The organism is Stenotrophomonas sp. TWI1183, from assembly GCF_039673115.1.
GTDB lineage: Bacteria > Pseudomonadota > Gammaproteobacteria > Xanthomonadales > Xanthomonadaceae > Stenotrophomonas > Stenotrophomonas maltophilia_AA.
Map to the genome: position 1 here is coordinate 1 of NZ_JBDJKZ010000021.1, position 19,579 is coordinate 19,579.

Here is a 19,579-nt window from a genome sequence, read left to right on the forward strand (position 1 = left end):
CAAATTAATTTACCCCCCCCCCCCCCCCGCCCCCCACTACCTGGGTACGGCGATCACCCCACCGAACCGGTAGCACCCGACCTTTGGTCGGGTGGCCGCGCACGCCCCACGTGAATTCTTCGCATTCCCGTAGTGAACGCAGCGCTATGCTCGGCCGGTTCCCATCCCTGCCCTGGAGTCCGCCGTGAATACCGAATCGCTTGCCGCGTCCCTCTTCCAGCAGCTGCAGCAGGGCCAAGGCCTGCAGCAGGTGTCCCAGCAGCTCGGCATCGACCAGAACCAAGCCAGCGGCGCGATCGGCGCGGCCCTGCCGCTGCTGCTCGGCGCGATGGGCCGCAATGCTCAGGAACCGCAGGGTGCACAGGCTCTGCTCGGTGCCCTGCAGCGTGACCACGCCCCCGCCAGCAGCGGCGGCTTCGATCTGGGCGGTCTGCTCGGCAGCGTGCTCGGCGGAGGCGGCGGCAATGCCACCAATGGCGCCGGCATCCTCGGCCATGTCTTCGGTGGAAACACCGAGCGCGCCACCCAGGGCCTGAGCCAGGCGACGGGATTGGACAGCAGCAAGACCAGCCAGCTGCTCGCGATCCTGGCGCCGATCGTCATGTCCTATCTGGCCCAGCGCTTTGCCAGCGGCGGCAACCCGAGCCAGCTCAGCCAGGCCCTGGGCCAGGAAGCGCAGAGCGCCAACAGCGGCGGCCTGCTGACCTCGGTGCTGGACCAGGACGGCGATGGGCAGCTCGGCGTAGGCGACCTGCTCAAGCTCGGTGGCGGTCTGTTCGGCAAGCGCTGAGGACAGGCGCTGGAAATAGCCTGCGCCTATCGCATTGGTTGATTCATTCGAATGTACTGAATGAACGACAGTGCTTAACGTGTGGGTACGCCTTCACATCGCGGCGCCCCACGCCCGCATGGGCAGGCACCACGTTTCCGACGTCGCCATCGCCTCCCCCGCGCCGGTGGTTTCCACGTTCGCCAGTCCACAGGTAGATACCCATGAAAAGCGAAGCAAAGTGCCCGTTCAACCACGCCCTCGTCGGCGATGCCACCACCAACCGCGACTGGTGGCCCAAACAGCTGCGGGTGGACCTGCTCAACCAGCACTCGACCCGCTCGCATCCGCTGGATGAGACGTTCGACTATGCGAAGGCCTTCAAGGCGCTGGACTACGCCGGCCTCAAAGCCGACCTCAAGGCCTTGATGACCGACTCGCAGGACTGGTGGCCGGCCGACTTCGGCCATTACGGCGGCCTGTTCGTGCGCATGGCCTGGCACAGTGCCGGCACCTACCGCATCGGCGATGGCCGTGGCGGCGCCGGCCGTGGCCAGCAGCGCTTCGCCCCGCTCAACAGCTGGCCGGACAACGTCAGCCTGGACAAGGCACGCCGCCTGCTGTGGCCGATCAAGCAGAAGTACGGCCAGGCGATCTCCTGGGCCGACCTGCTGGTGCTGACCGGCAACGTCGCGCTGGAATCGATGGGCTTCAAGACGCTGGGCTTCGCCGGTGGCCGCCCGGATACCTGGGAACCGGACCAGGATGTGTACTGGGGCCGCGAAACCACCTGGCTCGGCGGCGATGTGCGCTACGCGCACGGTTCCGAAGGCGTGCAGGAAGACCACGGCGTGCTGGTCTCCGATGATGACGCCGACGGCGACATCCACTCGCGCGACCTCGAGAATCCGCTGGCCGCCGTGCAGATGGGCCTGATCTACGTCAATCCGGAAGGCCCGGACGGCAATCCGGATCCGCTCAAGGCAGCGTTCGACATCCGCGACACCTTCGGCCGCATGGCCATGGATGATGAGGAAACCGTCGCCCTGATCGCCGGTGGGCACAGCTTCGGCAAGACCCACGGGGCCGGCCCGGCCGACAATGTCGATGTCGAACCGGAAGCGGCCGGGCTGGAAAGCCAGGGCTTGGGCTGGGCCAACAGGTTCGGCACCGGCAAGGGCGGCGACACCATCACCAGCGGCCTGGAAGTGACGTGGACGCGCACCCCGGCGCAATGGAGCCATGACTTCTTCGAGATCCTGTTCGGGCACGAGTGGGAGCTGACCAAGAGCCCCGCCGGTGCGCATCAGTGGGTTGCCAAGGACAGCGAGGCGATCATTCCCGACGCGCACGATCCGTCGAAGAAGCACCGCCCGACCATGCTCACCACCGATCTGTCGCTGCGCGTCGATCCGGCGTACGAAAAGATTTCGCGTCGCTTCCTGGCCGACCCGCAGGCGTTCGCCGATGCCTTCGCCCGCGCATGGTTCAAGCTGACCCACCGCGACATGGGCCCACGTGCACGCTATCTCGGCCCTGAGATTCCGGCCGAAGAATTCGTCTGGCAGGATCCGGTGCCGGCGGCACCGCAGACCACGCTGAGCGCGCAGGACATCGCCACGCTGAAGCAGCAGATCGCCGCGGCCGGGCTGAGCGCGGGCGAGCTGGTCTCCACTGCCTGGGCATCGGCCTCCACCTTCCGCGGCTCGGACAAGCGTGGCGGCGCCAACGGTGCACGTGTGCGCCTGGCCCCGCAGAAGGACTGGGCGGTCAACCAGCCGCAGCAGCTCGGCAAGGTGCTGGCCGCCCTGGAGAAGATCCAGGCCGGCTTCAAGGGCGACGGCGGCGCGCAGGTCTCGCTGGCCGACCTGATCGTGCTGGCCGGCAATGTCGGTGTCGAACAGGCGGCCAAGGCCGGTGGCCATGAGGTCAGCGTGCCGTTCAACCCCGGCCGCACCGATGCCAGCCAGGCGCAGACCGATGTGGAGTCGTTCGCGGTGCTGGAGCCGTATGCCGACGGGTTCCGCAACTACGTCAAGGGCCGCTACAACGTGCCTACCGAAGCGCTGCTGATCGACCGTGCGCAGCTGCTCACGCTGACCGCGCCGGAGATGACCGCACTGGTCGGGGGCCTGCGGGTGATCGGTACCAACGTCGGCGGGAGCACGGACGGCGTGTTCACCGATCGCGTCGGTACGTTGAGCAACGACTTCTTCGTCAACCTGCTCGACATGCGCACGCAATGGGTGGCCCAGGGCGATGGCTACAGCGGCCGCGACCGCAGCACGGGCACACCGCGCTGGAGCGGCAGCCGGGTGGACCTGGTGTTCGGCTCGAACTCGGTGCTGCGTGCACTGGCCGAGGTGTATGCCAGCGCGGACGGTGAGAAGAAGTTCGTCCGCGACTTCGTGGCCGCCTGGGCGCGGGTAATGGAGCTGGACCGCTACGACCTGCGTTGAGGGGACGTCGCGGGCAGACAAAAAGACCGGGCCCACAGGCCCGGTCTTTTCATATGCGCAGCATGCAGCTCACAAGGCGTCCAGATCCCCCAGCGCACGGATCAGCCGACGCGCACGCTTGTCCGGCTTGTGCTCCGGTGGCTGGTACCCGTTTTTCGCCGCGGCGCGCTGCAGGCGCAGTTCCGCCCGGCGTGCCAGGGAGGCCTCGCTCTCGGCATACAACTGCTGCGCCACGGGTGCCGGACCGCGCATTTCGCTGAGCCCAAGTACCTGGATATCGAACACTTCATCGCCACGGCTGATCTGCAGCGCCTCACCCACGCGCACCGCGCGCGAGGATTTCGGGCGTTGCCCGGCCACATCGACCTTGCCCGTTTCCACCGCCTGTTTGGCCAGGCTGCGGGTCCGAAAGAACCGTGCGGCCCACAGCCACACGTCCAGCCGCACGGCGGCCACCGGTGTTGCGTCAGTCATGCTTCCTACCCAGCTCCACGGCATTGGCCGGTTGTCGGTTGAGGGGTTGCGGAGCGTCCGGCGTGCCACGACAACCGGTACCGCCGATCAGCGCCGGCACCCCGGCATCCAGATCGCGGCGCTGGCTGCCGACCTGGCATTCCGGTCGGTCCATCGGGCGGACCTGGGTATCGCCCAGGCGCTCCGAGGTGGAACATGCGGCCAAGGCCCCGACAATCAAGAGCAGCGTCAGGATCGTCCGACCCGGGTTCACGGATGCAGTCATCATCATGCCTCCACAGGCGTCGCGCCCCGCCACGGGCAGATTCCATCATCCGCGGGCCGTTGGCTGCGCGCAATTCCATTCGATGGTCCCCGGACATTCAGTTCGGGTTGACTCTTGCTCCCCGGCTGGTCACCATAGACGGGCTATTTTCCCTAACGGAGTAGGAGACCCCTCATGTTTAAGAAGACGATCGCAGTGCTGGCCTTGGTAGGCCTGTCCGCCTCTCCGGTGATGGCTGCCCCCCAGGACGCCCCCGCTGCTGAGCCGGAAGCCGCCACCGACGTGGCAGGCGCCGAAGCCTCCGCTTACTCGACCACCGCAGTCGTAGCGACCGTGGGTGCCTCCATCGCAGCCGCAGCCGTGCTGTACAGCATCGGCGGCGACAGCTCGAGCGGTGAAAAGGATCCGGGCGGCACCGACGGCGGCCCCGGCGGCCCCGGTGGTCCGGGCGGCACCGGTGGTACCGGCGGCACGGGCGGCACGGGTGGTACCGGCGGCACGGGCGGTTAATCGCTCTTAGTTCCGCACTCAAGCCCTCGCCGGGCCAAGCTTGGCGAGGGTTTTTTATGCCTGCCGTAAAACCTTGATGAAGATGATGATGAAGCCCCTGTGCCTGCCGGCCGCCATCGCGGCGACCCTGCTCCTGTCCGGCTGTATGCTGGCCCCTGGCCAACACCTGCGCCACAGCGACGTGTCGGCGACCCGTTCCAGCGAGGATGGTCGTCTTGAGATGATCCCGATCACGCCGAAGCTCATCGCCATGAACGATGCGTCGCAGGCGGAACAGGTACTGCCGGCTGCACTGCTGGATTACCAGGCCGAGCCTTATCGCGTGGGCCCCGGCGACATGCTGTACATCACCGTGTGGGACCACCCGGAGCTGACCGTGCCTGCGGGTTCCCAGCAGCAGGGCAACCTTGCCGGGCGACTGGTGCAGGGCGACGGCACACTCTTCTACCCGTACATCGGCAAAGTCCAGGCGGCCGGCAAGACGCCGGTCGAGCTTCGTGCGGAAATCACCCAGCGGTTGGCCAAGTACATCGAGGCACCGCAGGTGGATACCTCCGTGCTGAGCTACGCCAGCCAGCGCGTCTGGATCACCGGCGCTGCCGAGCGTTCGACCTCGGTCCCGCTGACGACGACGCCGCTCACGCTGTCCGACGCGATCAGCCAGGCCGGCCTCAATGCGAGCCAGGCCGATCTCTCCGGCATCCAGCTCAGCCGCGACGGCGTCACCTACTCGATCGACATTGAAACCGTCGCCCGCCAGCATGGTGGCCGACCGATCTACCTGAAGAACGGCGACTCGATCTACGTGCCGTATCTGGATCGAAAAGAGATTTTCGTCGTGGGTGAAGTCACCCAGCCGGGTGCCTTCAGCTTCCGCACCTCCGACATCTCGCTGAACCAGGCGATCGGCCGCGCCCGTGGCCTCACCCAGGCCACCTCCAACGGCAATGCGGTGTATGTCATCCGGGGCTCGAAGGATCTGCAGAAGGCGCCGTCGGTGATCTATCACCTGGAAGCCCGATCGCCGACCGCGTTCGCCGTGGGCAGCCAGTTCATGCTGCAGCCCGGCGACGTGGTGTTCGTGGGCGCCGCCGGCGTGACGCGCTGGAACCGCTTCGTGAACCAGCTGCTGCCGTTCACCAACATCCTCTACACCGCCGCTCGTACCGAGAGCGAAGTCGGGAACTAACATGGGTCCTATGCAGCATGACGCCACGCGCTCCAGCGCGCGTGGCGGGTTGGGCCGCGCCATGGGCATCGCTGCGCTGGTGGCCCTCGCCGCCATGACCAGCAGCTGCACCACGGTGAGCCGCTCCAGCGCCGACGCGCTGCGGCTGATCTTCGTTCCCAAGCCAAGCGCGACCCCGGCCCAGGTGGCGGCCGTGCGCTTCCCACAGCTGCAGTTGCGCGCACCGGACGTCAATGGCGTCCTCGTGCTCGGCTTCGTTGATGGGGGGCGCCAGGCGTGGGTCGCGGGCGGCGACGCGGTCTTCTATCTGCAGCCCAACGGCCTGGTCACCGCGACGTCGGGGATTGGCCGCAGCTATGCCGCGCGCATCACCGGACCGTCGCCGTTCGATGATCTCGGCGCACTGCGGGGCACCGCCCGGGTGCAGCGCCAGTACGACTGGATCCCGTCGTATCAAATGAGCGTACCGGTGACCGGCACGCTCACGAAAGTCGGCACCGAGAAGGTGGTGATCCTGGAGCGGCCACTCAGCCTGGCGCGCTACGAAGAAAAGCTCTCCGGACCAGGCTTCCGCGAGACCAACATCTATTGGGTGGATGAGCGCTCCGGGTTCATCTGGAAGAGTCGCCAGTACCTCGCCCCCGGCTATGCCGTGGACATCGAGCAGCTCAAACCCTACCGCCCTGGCCAATGACCATGCTGCGCTACTGCCTGATCCTGTGCTCCACCCTCCCCTTCTTCGTCGCACATGAGGCTGCGGCGCAGCCCGTGACCGACACGGTAGAGGTTACCGTCGAGGGTGCGGTCAATGCGCCGGGCGTCTACCATCTTCCCGCAGGAGCGCGCTTGGCGGATGCCCTGATTGCCGCCATGCCGATGCCGGACAGCTACGTCACAGGTGCCTCGCTGCTGCGCGAAAGCGCACGTGCCCAGCAGGTACGCCTCAAAGCCGGGCTGCTCTACGACCTGAAGGTGCTGCAGCAGAGCCAGGACGAAGCAGCCAGCACACTTGCCTCCAGCCTTTCAAGGCAACTGACCGACCTTCCAGCAACTGGCCGGGTGGTGGCAGAGCTCGAGCCGCGCCTGATGCAGACGCGCAAGTCATCCAACCCGGTCGCCATGCCGTCGGACATCGTGCGGTACCCCGCCAGGCCAGACACCGTTCGCGTCATGGGCGCGCTGGATCAGGCCTGCGAGCTTCCGCATCAGCCTACTGCGGATGTCACCCATTATCTGGCTGCCTGCCCATCGAACCGCGTGGCAGACAAGGACCAAGTCCACGTGATCCAGCCGGATGGACACGTACAGATCATCGGTATTGCGCTGTGGAATCGCGCAGACCTGCAGGCCGTCGCACCTGGCGGCACGATCTATGTCCCCATCGCCGCACGACTGATGAAAGACATCGATCCAGAGTTCAACACGCAGTTCGCCGCATTCCTCGCGACGCAGCCGCTGCCTAATCCGCGAGTAGCACCTTGATGCACGTCCGTTCCAGACATTTCGCTACCTTGGCTTTCTCAGCACTGGCATTGGCGACATCCGCCTGCCTGCATGCGCAGGAAGCGCCGCCCGCAACAGCAAGCGAATGGGGTGGAATGGGCCTGCTGCAGACGCCGAGCGCGCGCATGGCTGATGACGGCGAGATCAGCTTCACTGCCTCTCACAACTCGCCGTACAGCCGCTACAACGTGACGATGCAGCCATTCCCGTGGCTGGAGGGGTCATTCCGCTATATCAATGTATCTAACATCAGATATGGAAACCCGAATGTAAGCGGGGACCAGAATTACAAGGACAAATCGATCGACTTCAAGGTGCGCCTCTGGGAAGAGAGCCGTTGGTTGCCCGAGGTGGCCTTCGGCATCAGAGACCTTGGCGGCACCGGCCTGTTCTCCAGCGAGTACATGGTGGCCAACAAGCGATTCGGCCCCGTGGATGCGAGCCTGGGTTTTGCCACCGGCTACATCGGCAACCGCGGTGACCTTGGCAACCCATTGGGCGCCATTGATGACCGCTTCGATACTCGCCCGATGCCGACGAGCGACATCAACAATGCCGGCAAATTCGGTCTTAGTTCCATGTTTCGAGGACGCGTGGGCGTGTTCGGTGGCATTAGTTACCAGACCCCATGGGAGCCCTTGCTCGTCAAGCTGGAATATGACGGCAATGACTACAAACACGAGCCCAGGAAGAACAACCTGCCTCAGAACACTCCGGTCAACATCGGATTGGTGTACAGCCTCAACCAGAACGTACAGTTCACCGCTGCTTGGGAGCGTGGTGACGCTGCCATGTTTGCCGTTACCCTTCGCGGAAACCCAGGCCGTGCCCATTCGGCGCCCAAGCCGTTCGATCCACCGTCCGAGCCCCTTGCGCCATCCCACAATGCAGTGACATCCAAATCTGATGGCTCGGATGCCGGGCACGCTACACAGACGCTCAGCGATAAGAGTCCCGCCATCCGAGCTTCCAATGGACCGTCGGCGGCAATGAATGAACAGGAGCAGTGGGAGGAGATCGCGCGCCGCCTACGTGCCAACGCTGGATATCGCGTGGACGAGATTTCTCGTCGCGGCTCCGAAATCGTCGTCACTGGCTCCCAGCTTCGCTACTTCCATACATCTGAAGGCATGGGGCGCGCGGCGCGCATCCTGCATAACGAGCTGGATTCTTCGGTAGATTGGTTTACGTTTGCCAGCGTCCGGCTGGGCATGCCGATTGTCGAAACCAGCATCAGCCGCCGGCACTTCGTCGATTACGTTGAGAATCGGTCGGACCTGGAAGCTCTCAAGCTCGGGATCGAGGTTGTGGATCCCTCGCAACTGCAAGGGCAAGCACTGTATCGAGCGCCGCTTCAGCGCTTCGGCGGAGGCTTCAACGTGGGTTACCGCCAGAGTGTCGGCGGTCCCGATGGCTTCATCCTGTATCAGGTTGCCGCCAACTACACCGGCAGCATCTTTTTCACACCTAACATCTGGCTGACCGGCACTGTCAGCGGCAACCTACTGAACAATTACGACAAATTCAAGTACAACGCCCCGAGCCGACTTCCGAGAGTACGAACGGATCTCCGTAAGTACATGGTTGACTCGGACGTCACTGTTCCGAACCTACAGCTTACCGCCACCGGTCGACTGGGAAATGATACCTACGGCATGCTCTACGCCGGCTATCTGGAATGGATGTACGCCGGCGTTGGCGGAGAAATTCTCTATCGGCCCCTTGGGGAGGCCTGGGCAGTTGGCGCAAACATCAACTGGGTGCGGCAGCGCGACTATGACCAGCTCGCTGGATTGCGGGACTACAGCATGACCACTGGTCACGCATCCCTCTATTACGCCTTTGATCACGATCAGCGTGTGGTTGGTTCGGTCAGTGCCGGCCGTTATCTCGCTGGCGACTATGGCGCCACCGTGAACATCGCGCGATCTTTCAAGAACGGCGTCACGATGGGTGCCTACGCCACTAAGACCAACGTGTCAGCTCGCGAGTTCGGCGAGGGAAGCTTCGACAAGGGAATCTACTTCTCGATTCCGTTCGACTCCATATTGCCTAGATCGAATCGCGCGAGCGCCACCATCGTCTGGAACCCACTCATACGCGACGGCGGAGCGATGCTGGGCAGGAAATATGCGCTCTATGGCATCACCAGTGAGCGCGACGCCACGCTGTTCTACGACAACCTCAGTGAAATCAAGGATTGACGCCGTCCTGCGCGACACATGAGCGCACGGTTGCTGGCGGAGTGCGCTCCGCCGCAATGACCAAGAATCCGATGGCTCACCAGCTCCCGGTCAGCGGATTTCCGTCCACCATTACATTGCGGAAACGAATCACTTTTTGGGGTTTGTCGGAGCCACCCGGGCAGTAAAGGCCAAATTTCAGGAATGGACCCCGTCTATCATTGAATCCTATCCTTGCAGGATCGACAGATACTCTTTTCCCGTTAAGCAGAATCTCAACAAGTCCATTGGACGGATCAAAGCGCTGCTCCAGCCGGACTGAATTCCAGGCACCCCATCGCGGGGCTCCAAGCTTGATGGCCCTGAAGCTGCTGTATTGATATTTGCCGCCCACTTTGGGTGTGACCTGCTCAACACTTGAGCGATAGTCGTACTGCAAAAGTCCATCTCTGATCAAGAGGCTGGAGATAGGATTGCGCCATCCTTCCCCTAGATTCTCATCAGGATAGCTGTGGTACTGCATGATAATTGCCAGCTTGGAATCACCAACGTAGTCATCCGCGTCGACCCAGAAATCGAAGGAGACCTGCTGTCGCCTCGGACCCGTCATCGGCTTTGTCTTCAACTCCGTGCCTTTCGCACGGCGTGTACCGTCCCAGTCGTCACGCCTCCATTCGAACCGGTACTCCGTCCGCTCGCTACCATGAACGGAGTAGGAAAATGGCCTCTCGGCCAGCCACTTCGTCGGCGGCGGCTCTCTCCCTCCCTCCACTGCAACCGCCGCGGATGGTGGCGCCCCGGCGAAGAGCGCCGCGAGCAGGGCATGGATGGCAGAACGAGGCAATACGCTGGGCATGGCTACTGCTGAATCAGTTGACGCAAGTTGCGCAGGAAATCACCGTTCGCTGCGGCCGTTCCTGCCGCTCCCAGGCCGGTCACGCCGGCAGCGAGCTGCTCGTATCCCTTCGCCATGTCCGCGCTGCTCTCTACGAAACGGAACGAGGGTACATCCTTGAACTTTCTCGCAGTCGACAATTGATGCTCATTTCTATGCTCACCAAGTGAGGCTCTGCGTGCCATCAACAAAGCAGGCTTTCCATACTGCATCGCGGACAGAATGGTTCCCATTCCAGCGTGCGAAACGATGCAGTCCGATTCGTCCATCCGCCTCTCAAACTCGGAAGGGTGCACAAACTGCTCGAACCGAAAATGACGCGGAATGTACTGTCCGGGACCAATCTGACCAAACACCTCGACCCCGGAAGCGGCTGCCCATTCATCCACTTGGCGCACCAAGCGATCAAAGGCCAGCTGCGTTCCAACGGTAAGAAAGATCACAGGATATTCCCAATGTAATGAGGACCATCTGGCTTCGACAGCTCCGGCCATTGCGTAAGCCAATGATCGGCCCAACGCCCAATCTTGCGTCCGGCCAGAGACAACTCGTCGGCGTTGGCAATGCTGTCGATCCAGATCGTACGAGCGCCAACCAGCTTGCCGAAGGCCAAGGCGAAAAACCCGGGAGCCGCACCAGTGGAGATGACCACGTGAGGCCGGAACAACAGGATTCGCCAAAGAACGTGCATGGCCATCAATGCCAAGCGAGCCTTCGAGTCCATGCTGGCATCGGGAACAACATCGCAACGCATCGGGGCAACCTTGGAATCCAGGCCCTCAATGGTGGTTATGAATCTGACGTCGCAATCGGCGAATGCTGGGCGCATCCGCAGCAGTTGGATCCAGTGTCCACCACCCGATGCGACAGCGAGAACTTTTCTGGCCCTTGTCACCAATCTATCTCCAAATTCCATGACTGCGCAGAACCCTACCGTCTGCTGCGAAACGTCTCTGACTCATCGAGCAATCAACTTCGCGGAGCAGGTACCAACTGCCAACGCAATGTATGGTGCGGCCAATCCGCTGTAGATAACGTGACCAGCCGTCATGCTGATCGCCAAAAGCAGAACGATACTGACGACCTGGATCGTAGCAAGGTCCGCCCGCTGCTCGCGCATGCCGAGAAGGCCGACACCCAGGCGCTTCAGAAAGAAACCGTAGTAGATCAGGGCGCCTGCGATGCCAAATGCGCCAAGAAGATCAAAAAGGTCGATCTCAACCGGCCGCCCGAGCATCGAGAGCATGCGCTGACGACCGACACCCACGAGCACCTCCCACCAGGAGTACCGGGGCCATACCCTATCCATGAAATCCGCAAGAAACTGCTCGCGCCCACTGAAGATGGTGAAGAGCAATCCGTACTCATCCATGAAGTATTCAATGCGGCGCATCAAGCCGGTTTTTTCGATGAGATACACGATGCCTGGCAATGCAAGAACGATCGAAATGATCATGCCGGCAAAGAGGATTACACCGCGCCATGACCTCAGTCTCAGCGTCACCACTCCCTTGATCACCTCCATTGCCGGGAAGGCCACTGCGACCAGCAGACTTCCGAGCATTGCGACCTTTGTGGCCTTCAATATGGATGCCAGCACGAACAGAGCACAGACCACCAAGTACTTGAGCATGCCCCCTCGGGAATGATAGATCCAGCCACATACCATCACCTGGCACAAGAGCATTAGGTAAGACATCTCGTTACCGGCAAAAATGAATCCGACGGCACCGATCTGATCAGCGTCGTCATACTTACCGTATTGGGAATATCCATAGCCCAAAGTCCCAAGCACCAGATTCAACGCCAGCACAAGCGAGACAAAGCAGAACACCCGGAAACAATATCTCAGCGAGACAGTCCCCCTCTCCACGCTGCGCCGGAAGAAGTGATATCCAAGCCACATGATGTTGAAGCGCAGGAGCCACTGGAGATCGAGCGTTATCGCTGATACACCTTCAGCCGCCAGGGAATGGACGCCCAGAAACAGCACATTGGAGATGACGCAGACCGTGAGCATGAGCAGTCCTGAGCGGCTCCTAACCGCGCAGACAGCAAGCAGCCCGAGGTAGGCGACCTTGATCACCTGCGAGACACCTTCGACGCCGCCACCACGAAGCAGCCCGCCGTTGATCGTGTCAATCAGAATCATCAAGGGCGTACCCCAGAGAATCACTAACTCGATCCAGCGCATCAATCCAGCGGACTGACGCGCTCCGCCAGATGAGGAAGGCGCATACGCCATATCAACAGTCGCCATCACGATACCTGCAGTAGAAATGGGCCGCCCGCGGGATGAAATTCAAAAGACGCGACACAATGCCTCCGAAAGTTCGAGGGAGACACGCTGCGCATCAAATGCCTCTACACGGCGCAAGGCCGCATCAGATACCCGTTTCCAGGCAAGATCATCCAGCGTCAACATGCTTTCGATTGCGAGTGAGAGTCCGTGGATATCATTGATCTCAAAAAGTGCCCCGTTCACACCGTCCTGAACGATCTCTTCCATGGCACCGCTGCGGGCTGCGATGACGGGGCGCCCACAGGCCATCCCCTCAAGCGCCACCAAACCCAGACTTTCGCCCTGGCGAAATGAGGGGAAGACCAGCGCAGTGGCCGTGGACAGCGTCTGAGGCACCCTGTGTGGATCGACCGCCCCTAGGAAGCGCACCGAGACAGCGGATGCCTTCGCCTGCTCGGAAAGGGCCGCCAGAGCGGGACCGTCGCCCGCGAACACAACGCTGACCTCGAGATCGGAGCGTCGAGCGCGTACCGCCTCCACGGCGGGAATGACGAGCATCACGCCCTTTCCGAGCATGAGTCGACCGAAGAACATCAACTCGCCCCGTACCCGAGCGCTTGAACTTGCATCCCTGAACGCTGCCAGGTCGACACCACCGGATGGGGACACGACGATCTTGTCTTTGACCGAAGGAAACCGATCTGAGACAAGGTCGCGGAAGTAGTTCGAGGGCGCGACAATCAGCGCAGCACGCCCGAGCGCGGCACGCCTCACGATGCTGAAACAGCGTGCGGACAATCGTGACTGCTTCTTGTCAGAGATAATGTCCGCCCCGTGCACATGAACAGCGAGCGGCATGCTCCTTAGCAAGAATGCAAACATGACCGGGATGTAGGAATGCGTTACGAAATGGACGTATACGAGGTCAGCCCTGGAGAAGAGAACCTTTCCAAATGCATGGATGAAGAAGCGCAGGTAAGACAGAATCTTCCAACGCGAGGCACAGCGAACGGCGAGAGTGACATCATGGCCGCGATCGATCATCTGTGCAGATACGCGCTCCACGAATATGCCCAGGGCTGGCTCCCGCGGCGAAGGATACATATTCGAAATGACAAGAATCTTCTTCACATTGAGCACTCAGCGCTCATAGGTTCGCTTCAGTCCGGTCGCATACGCCATCTTAAGGCCGGCCCGATACCAACGGGTATGCGATACCACCAGGAGAACGCGGATCGAGCGCCAGAGCGTCTGGCTCCCTTCGGCGACATCCTTGACCAGCAACACCGCCGCCTTCGCCGGGTAAGCGATGTCCTTGAGTATTCCTTTGGCAGAGAACATGGAGCTATAGCTAGCGTCAGTCTTGCTCAACCGATAGAAGCCACCCACGTGGCGACGTCTCATCTGGCTAATCTCAGCCAATGTACGGCGAGCGGGATGCGCAACTGAGGCCTCATGACCGTACTTCAGCTCAAATCCGGCATTCACCGCTCGCCGGGTAAATTCGGCATCGCCACCAGAGAAGGTCTTGGCGTTGAATGGACCAACGGCCTCGAGAACCGATGCTCTCACAACGAGATTCGCCGTGATTGCCCAACCTTGGGGCACGCTCTCGTGCTGACGGAAGGAAAAGCGATGCTCGTAGAGCTCGACGGAGGTCGGCCGCGCAGGGTTCTTGAAGAAAATCTCGACCCGACCAGCAACCAAGTCAGCGTTACCGCTGTCGATCATCTCCACGGCGGCACTCAACCAATTCGGGCAGGGAACGCAATCCGAATCGGTGAAAGCAATGATGCGCCCCTTAGCCAGACGTATCCCGGTATTCCTGGCCGAATATGAACCTGCTTCCGGTTCGGAGACGACCCTGGCAATAGGGTCGCCCTCCGGGAACCGCGCCGCATCACGGGTTGATCCGTTGTCAACAACGATGACTTCAAAGCGCCCCTGATAGGATTGCTTCCGAAGCGCATCCACGCACAATGCAACGCGCTGGCCATCGTTGTACGTTGGAATCACAACGGTGACATCCATTACGCTATCCATGTAATACAATTCCAGGTATGAGACAGTTGAATGCTGCTCATTGGTGCGATCGAATAAGGGCTTCTACTTCCAGCCACATTTTCTCACACCGCGACTTCAGCTCATCTGCTGCAGCCTTGATGCGGGAGGATTTGGACGATCGGACTTCTGCACCCGAAAGCTCCGCCACCAGTGCCCCGAGACGCTCAAGGTCTTCCAGGTCGGCCATCAGCAACTCAGAGCAATCGAAGTCCGCAAACAGTTCCGGGTACTTGTGCGACCAGCCTGCACCGATGCAAGGAACACCCTGGGACATCGAGCTGACCAACGCATGGAACCTCGAGCCGATGACAAACTCCGCCTGGCCCAGGATTGCCTTCAGCACTCGAGGGTCATCGTGCGTCACGACATCAACCGAACTGAAGTCGCCTCCCAGCGCCCCCACCACAGCCCTGTCCTCATCAGCATCATGAAGAACAATCACAGGGCGTATGCCGTTGCGTCGAATCTCCGTGATGGCATGACGCAGGAAGGCGAGATACGCGCCACCTACCCCCGTTTTATCAAGCATTCGGACGTTGGGAACGATGGCCGCAAATTCGTCATCGAACGGGCGGGCCACGCCTTTCGCCGGCGCCACAGCAACCGTGAAATCTGGATACTGTCGCAGCAAGGCGCAACCGCCAAGAGCTTCCACGGCGGCCCTTGATTGTGAATCGCGGGCACAGACCAACGCAGCCCGCTGCATGAGACGGCGTGACCAGACCGCCACGCCTTCGATGTTGAAGGTCCCAAGCGCCTGCGGCATGAGGATGAGGGTCTGCCCTCGCCGATAGCGCCGCGACATCATCGTTACTAGCTTTCGAGGACGCGACTCTCCCCATTGATCGGAGAAGGCGAAACCAGACGCATCAAGGACCACGTCAACTGATGCAGGGGAAATGACATCGGCTCTGCCTTTCATCTTCAGCATGTTCATGAAGCTGCGAAGACTGCCGAGCCTGCCGATATGCTCCCATGTCGTCAGCAGGCCGTGCTTCTGACGCTCACCATCCGTGCCGAACTGACGGGACACCACGAGTTGGATGCCAGGGAAGGTGGCCCGCAGGCGATCCGCAATGGCGATGGCCATTAGCTCAGCGCCGCGGTTATGGGTGCCCGTGCCGTTAATTTCAACAATCAGATTTGTCATTGGACTCAAGATTATAAGTGCGGACGATAGACAGAGGCTTCTTCACAGAGCGAGCTACCATGCCCTCAGGATCCGGATGACCAATGGCGATCAACATGATCGGGCGTTCATCGGCGTCGAGCTTCAAAAGCTCCTGCATGCTCTGCTCAAGGTGCTCCACATCCGGCCAGTTGATGCAACAGGAGCCTAGCCCTTGCACTTCGAGGCCATATACAAACGACATGGCAGCGAGAGCGCCATCTACATAGATGAGGTGTCGGTCCCTCTCACCAAAATAGTTCCTCTGCTGACCGACTACGACCGCCAAGGCTGGCACCTGGTGCCCGAATCCCCCGGTTCCCATTGGCAACGCAATTACCTTCTCTACGAGCTGAGGCTCATCGAAAACCATGAACCTGAAGGGCTGACGATTGCAGGCACTCGGGGAGTAAGCTGCAACGTCCAGCGCGCGATCTATCTCACTGCGCAGTACCTTCTCTGGAAGGAACCAGCGTACCGAACGCCGATAGCGGGCAAGCGCCAGCATATCCTCGTAAGTGATTCGCGCTGCGTCACTCGAGTCACGGACGTATGGAATCAGGGCATCTGCCTTTGTTGGACTCGCTGCGCCACCAGGGACGGCTGCTCTGAACTGCGCGCGGAGCGGATCCACGGCCGGATGGCTCGGGGTCACCGCCATGTACTCATCCAGCACATCGGTCGCCCATCGAAGCTCGCACGCATCGAGACCAGCGGCCGCGGTCGTTGCATAGGCCGCGACTGTCTCTCCGATGTAGTTCAAGCCGAATGGCACGCGACGCGGGCGCATCAAGAGCCCCTTTTCGACGCGATGAACATTTCTCCTGAGAAGGCTTGAACTCGCGCCGGGCTTTCGCAGCGAGGCTCGGTACGCGAGCTTGCCAGCTGCAGAGGCGCGTTGCTCCCTGCCATAATCGCCTTTGATCAGATAATAGACACCCGCCGCCAACCTGGACGAGGCAGACATCCTGAGCGCCATGTTATCAAGCCTCTCCACGACCGCTTTGAGGCGTCGCCTCACCTGCTTCTTGATCTTTTTCATAAATCTATCGCTCTCATTTTCGCAGGCTCTTCACAATCGCCAAATACCCTGTGAGTTGTTGCTTTCCACCGGGCAGAAGTAGCGCAGTAACCGCGAATACCATCCCGAAGGTGGCTGCCTTGAAGACCAGTTGCAGAAGCACTGGATGATCGGCCACCAACCCTTGAGCACCCCAATTTGCGGCAACTCCCATCAGCCCGGCTAGCATTGGGCGAGCCAGGGTTACGAAGAAATCAGAGACCCGTAGAGGACTTTCTTTGAATGCGAACACGATGGATGGGTACAGAAGCAGATAGTTGGTGATCGCATAGGCCGCCGCCACCCCCACACTTCCCCATTGCACTCCGATGCAGAATCCCAGACAGACCACGGCCGCATTGAGCACACCCCAGACCAGATACTTCCGCGTCCTGCCCAAGCTCAACAGGACCAAACCACGCAAGCTGGCAACGGGCTGGATCAATCCCGTAAGAGCCAACAGAACGAATATTGGGCCCACCCCTGACCACCCAGAACCAAGGGCCACCTGTACGACATCGTCCGCGTTGATGGCCAGGAACAGCATGAGCGGAATCGACAGCATGCCAAGCAGGGACGCGATTTCGCGATAATAGTGCCGATATCGGGCTGGCTCGGACTGAAGGCGGCTCAATACCGGCAGTGCTACTGCGTTGATCGGTGTCCTGAGGCTGACGATGGGCAACATCATCAGCTGATAGGCGCGGCTGTAGAGCCCGAGCGCCGATGCGCCCCACACTCGTCCGATCAGCACATTGTCGAGGTTCCGATGGAAATAGTTCACAACCTCGAAGGCAGTGACATTCGCACCGAAGCCCAGCAGATGGCGGAGGCCCTCAGCGCGACGTGGACGTCCCGGGCGGAATTTGGATCCATGGAAATACAAGCCCGTCGTTACGCAGGCCCCTGCCACTACGCCCCATGCCAGCGCCCAGTAACGGTAGCCCAACAGCGCCAGGCACACGGCAAGCGTGAAGTTCACCGCGGCACCCGCGACATCGGCAGTAGCCTTAGGCAGGAAGCGAAGCTCCCGCTGCATCAAAGCAGCGTGCTGCGCGCCGATACTGGACACCAGGAAGGTGACTGACATCAGCATCGCCACCGGCATCACTTCCGGCTTCTTGTAGAACCACGCGAGTGCGGGGGCCAGAAGGATAGTCGCAACACTGAGGGTGCCACCAGCCAGGACGTTCAGCCAGAACAGAGCATTGACCTGCGCGTATTGGAGCGACTGCTTCTGGATCGATGCAGTCGAAAGCCCCATGTCGCGAAAAAGCCCCATGAAGGCAGTGATGGCAACGATCATGGCGATGATCCCGAAATCTTCCGATGGAAGAAGCCTCGACAGGATGACCGTCGACAGCAACTGGATCGCAATACTCATCATCTGAGCAGACATGGCGACCACTCCGCCTCGTACTGTCTTTCTCTTCAGACTGCCCGCACTAGATGTGTCCCCCGCGCCACTCGTGGGAGAACACGCCGGTGTCGACGATGTGGGCTTGTTGATCACGTGTGCCTCGTGCGCTTTGTAGGACTGGATCGCTTCAGTCCGACCCGAACAGGTCGCGCGTGTAAACCTTCTCCGCCACATCCTGGATGTCTGGCACCATCCGATTGGCAATGATCACGTCGGACATTTGCTTGAACTCCACAAGATCATTAACAACTTTGGACCGGTAGAACTCGGCATCAGCGAGTACAGGTTCATGGACGATTACCTCCACGCCTTTCGCCTTGATTCTCTTCATGACCCCTTGGATGCTGGAAGCACGGAAGTTGTCAGATCCCGCTTTCATGATCAGACGATAGACACCCACTACTTTGGGATTCTTGGAAAGCACTGCGTCGGCGACGAAGTCCTTGCGAGTGGAGTTGGACTGCACGATCGCCTTGATCAGGTTCTGGGGAACATCCTGATAGTTGGCCAGGAGTTGCTTGGAGTCTTTTGGCAGGCAGTAGCCTCCATAACCAAAAGATGGATTGTTATAGTGCGCGCCGATCCGGGGATCCATGCACACACCATCGATGATCTGCCTGGACGCTAGCCCATGGATCTCTGCGTAGGAGTCAAGCTCATTGAAGAACGCAACCCTCATCGCCAGATAGGTGTTGGCGAACAGCTTGATGGCTTCCGCCTCGGTAGAGTCGGTATAAATAATCGGAACATCCTTGTCCAAGGCCCCTTCAAGCAGCAGAGAGGCGAAAGCCTCCGCCCGCTCGGAGCGCTCCCCCACGATGATGCGGCTAGGATGCAGGTTGTCGTGCAGCGCCTTACCCTCCCGCAGAAACTCCGGGGAGAAGATAACGTTATGGATCCCTTTCTGCTCTTTCAAGCGGGACACGAACCCCACGGGCACCGTCGATTTTACGACGATCACTGCCTGCGGATTCCGGGCATTGATGTCATCGATGACATTTTCGACAGACGAGGTATCGAAGAAGTTGGTGGTCGAGTCGTAATCCGTCGGCGTAGCGACGATGATGAAGCGCGCATCAGCATAGGCCGCGCCCGCGTCCAGCGTCGCACTGAAGCGAAGCGGAACATTTCCAAGGTAATGCCGGACATCTGCGTCATCGATTGGCGACTGACCATCGTTGAGCAGGGCAACTTTCCGCTCATCTATATCAAGGGCGACGACCTCGTGATGCCGAGCCAGGAGAATGGCGTTCGAGAGGCCAACATAGCCTGTACCAACAACTGCAATCTTCATTAAAACTTCCCGGGTAGAGCCGCGTTACATCCTTGTTGCATCAAGAGGGAAAGGCCGTGCTGGCACTGCCTCTCCCCTCCACGA

19 protein-coding genes are annotated in these 19,579 nt (G+C 60.7%); 7 read left to right on the forward strand and 12 right to left on the reverse strand.

Annotated features, from left to right (window positions below; all coding sequences use genetic code 11):
• Window positions 1-184: 184 nt before the first annotated feature.
• Window positions 185-790 (forward strand): DUF937 domain-containing protein, encoded by a 606-nt coding sequence (locus tag ABE434_RS16165; RefSeq protein WP_346479548.1) that lies wholly within the window; start codon window positions 185-187, stop codon window positions 788-790.
• 203 nt (window positions 791-993) lie between these two features.
• Window positions 994-3,228: a catalase/peroxidase HPI gene (katG, locus tag ABE434_RS16170; protein WP_346479549.1), complete on the forward strand. Its 2,235-nt coding sequence runs from the start codon at window positions 994-996 to the stop codon at window positions 3,226-3,228.
• Window positions 3,229-3,297: 69 nt separating this feature from the next.
• Here the strand turns inward: katG and ABE434_RS16175 are convergent, their stop codons facing one another.
• Together ABE434_RS16175 and ABE434_RS16180 are read right to left on the reverse strand one after the other, a co-directional pair.
• Complete coding sequence (locus ABE434_RS16175; protein ID WP_176990030.1) at window positions 3,298-3,702, reverse strand: S4 domain-containing protein; 405 nt, start codon at window positions 3,700-3,702, stop codon at window positions 3,298-3,300.
• Window positions 3,695-3,967 (reverse strand): hypothetical protein, encoded by a 273-nt coding sequence (locus ABE434_RS16180; RefSeq protein ID WP_346479550.1) that lies wholly within the window; start codon window positions 3,965-3,967, stop codon window positions 3,695-3,697. The genes ABE434_RS16175 and ABE434_RS16180 overlap by 8 nt, the downstream gene beginning before the upstream one ends.
• 174 nt (window positions 3,968-4,141) lie before the next feature.
• On the opposite strand from ABE434_RS16180, the gene ABE434_RS16185 reads away from it, so the two are divergent.
• The 5 genes from ABE434_RS16185 to ABE434_RS16205 all read left to right on the forward strand — a co-directional run bounded on the left by ABE434_RS16185 (window position 4,142) and on the right by ABE434_RS16205 (window position 9,373).
• Complete coding sequence (locus ABE434_RS16185; RefSeq protein ID WP_346479551.1) at window positions 4,142-4,477, forward strand: hypothetical protein; 336 nt, start codon at window positions 4,142-4,144, stop codon at window positions 4,475-4,477.
• 85 nt (window positions 4,478-4,562) lie between these two features.
• The gene (locus ABE434_RS16190) at window positions 4,563-5,666 is read left to right on the forward strand and encodes a polysaccharide biosynthesis/export family protein (RefSeq protein WP_179459652.1); all 1,104 of its coding nucleotides are present in this window, start codon (window positions 4,563-4,565) and stop codon (window positions 5,664-5,666) included.
• 1 nt (window position 5,667) lies between these two features.
• The gene (locus ABE434_RS16195) at window positions 5,668-6,360 is read left to right on the forward strand and encodes a YjbF family lipoprotein (RefSeq protein WP_346479552.1); all 693 of its coding nucleotides are present in this window, start codon (window positions 5,668-5,670) and stop codon (window positions 6,358-6,360) included.
• Complete coding sequence (locus tag ABE434_RS16200; protein WP_346479553.1) at window positions 6,357-7,148, forward strand: capsule biosynthesis GfcC family protein; 792 nt, start codon at window positions 6,357-6,359, stop codon at window positions 7,146-7,148. Before ABE434_RS16195 ends, ABE434_RS16200 begins: the two co-directional genes overlap by 4 nt.
• The gene (locus tag ABE434_RS16205) at window positions 7,148-9,373 is read left to right on the forward strand and encodes a YjbH domain-containing protein (protein WP_346479554.1); all 2,226 of its coding nucleotides are present in this window, start codon (window positions 7,148-7,150) and stop codon (window positions 9,371-9,373) included. Before ABE434_RS16200 ends, ABE434_RS16205 begins: the two co-directional genes overlap by 1 nt.
• A 76-nt stretch (window positions 9,374-9,449) precedes the next feature.
• Here the strand turns inward: ABE434_RS16205 and ABE434_RS16210 are convergent, their stop codons facing one another.
• From ABE434_RS16210 to ABE434_RS16255, 10 genes are read right to left on the reverse strand one after another with little or no spacing between them, the layout of a single operon-like run.
• Window positions 9,450-10,208: a heparin lyase I family protein gene (locus ABE434_RS16210; RefSeq protein ID WP_346479555.1), complete on the reverse strand. Its 759-nt coding sequence runs from the start codon at window positions 10,206-10,208 to the stop codon at window positions 9,450-9,452.
• Window positions 10,209-10,210: 2 nt separating this feature from the next.
• Complete coding sequence (locus ABE434_RS16215; protein ID WP_346479556.1) at window positions 10,211-10,690, reverse strand: glycosyltransferase; 480 nt, start codon at window positions 10,688-10,690, stop codon at window positions 10,211-10,213.
• A complete protein-coding gene (locus tag ABE434_RS16220; protein ID WP_346479557.1) occupies window positions 10,687-11,163 on the reverse strand; it encodes a hypothetical protein in 477 nt (158 codons plus the stop codon). Before ABE434_RS16220 ends, ABE434_RS16215 begins: the two co-directional genes overlap by 4 nt.
• Before the next feature lie 42 nt (window positions 11,164-11,205).
• Entirely contained in the window at window positions 11,206-12,507 is a 1,302-nt protein-coding gene (locus ABE434_RS16225; RefSeq protein ID WP_346479558.1) for an O-antigen ligase family protein, read from the reverse strand.
• A gap of 42 nt (window positions 12,508-12,549) precedes the next feature.
• Window positions 12,550-13,629 carry a glycosyltransferase family 4 protein gene (locus ABE434_RS16230; protein ID WP_346479559.1) on the reverse strand — a complete coding sequence of 360 codons (1,080 nt, stop codon included), beginning with the start codon at window positions 13,627-13,629 and terminating at the stop codon, window positions 12,550-12,552.
• Window positions 13,630-14,520, reverse strand: a complete 891-nt coding sequence (locus tag ABE434_RS16235) for a glycosyltransferase family A protein (RefSeq protein WP_346479560.1) — start codon at window positions 14,518-14,520, stop codon at window positions 13,630-13,632.
• Window positions 14,521-14,569: 49 nt separating this feature from the next.
• On the reverse strand, window positions 14,570-15,703 hold the full coding sequence (locus ABE434_RS16240; protein ID WP_346479561.1) for a polysaccharide pyruvyl transferase family protein: 1,134 nt from the start codon (window positions 15,701-15,703) through the stop codon (window positions 14,570-14,572).
• The gene (locus ABE434_RS16245; RefSeq protein ID WP_346479562.1) at window positions 15,684-16,763 is read right to left on the reverse strand and encodes a nitroreductase family protein; all 1,080 of its coding nucleotides are present in this window, start codon (window positions 16,761-16,763) and stop codon (window positions 15,684-15,686) included. Before ABE434_RS16245 ends, ABE434_RS16240 begins: the two co-directional genes overlap by 20 nt.
• A gap of 13 nt (window positions 16,764-16,776) precedes the next feature.
• The gene (locus ABE434_RS16250) at window positions 16,777-18,375 is read right to left on the reverse strand and encodes a lipopolysaccharide biosynthesis protein (protein ID WP_346479563.1); all 1,599 of its coding nucleotides are present in this window, start codon (window positions 18,373-18,375) and stop codon (window positions 16,777-16,779) included.
• Window positions 18,329-19,495 (reverse strand): nucleotide sugar dehydrogenase, encoded by a 1,167-nt coding sequence (locus ABE434_RS16255; RefSeq protein ID WP_346479564.1) that lies wholly within the window; start codon window positions 19,493-19,495, stop codon window positions 18,329-18,331. Before ABE434_RS16255 ends, ABE434_RS16250 begins: the two co-directional genes overlap by 47 nt.
• Window positions 19,496-19,579: the final 84 nt, after the last annotated feature.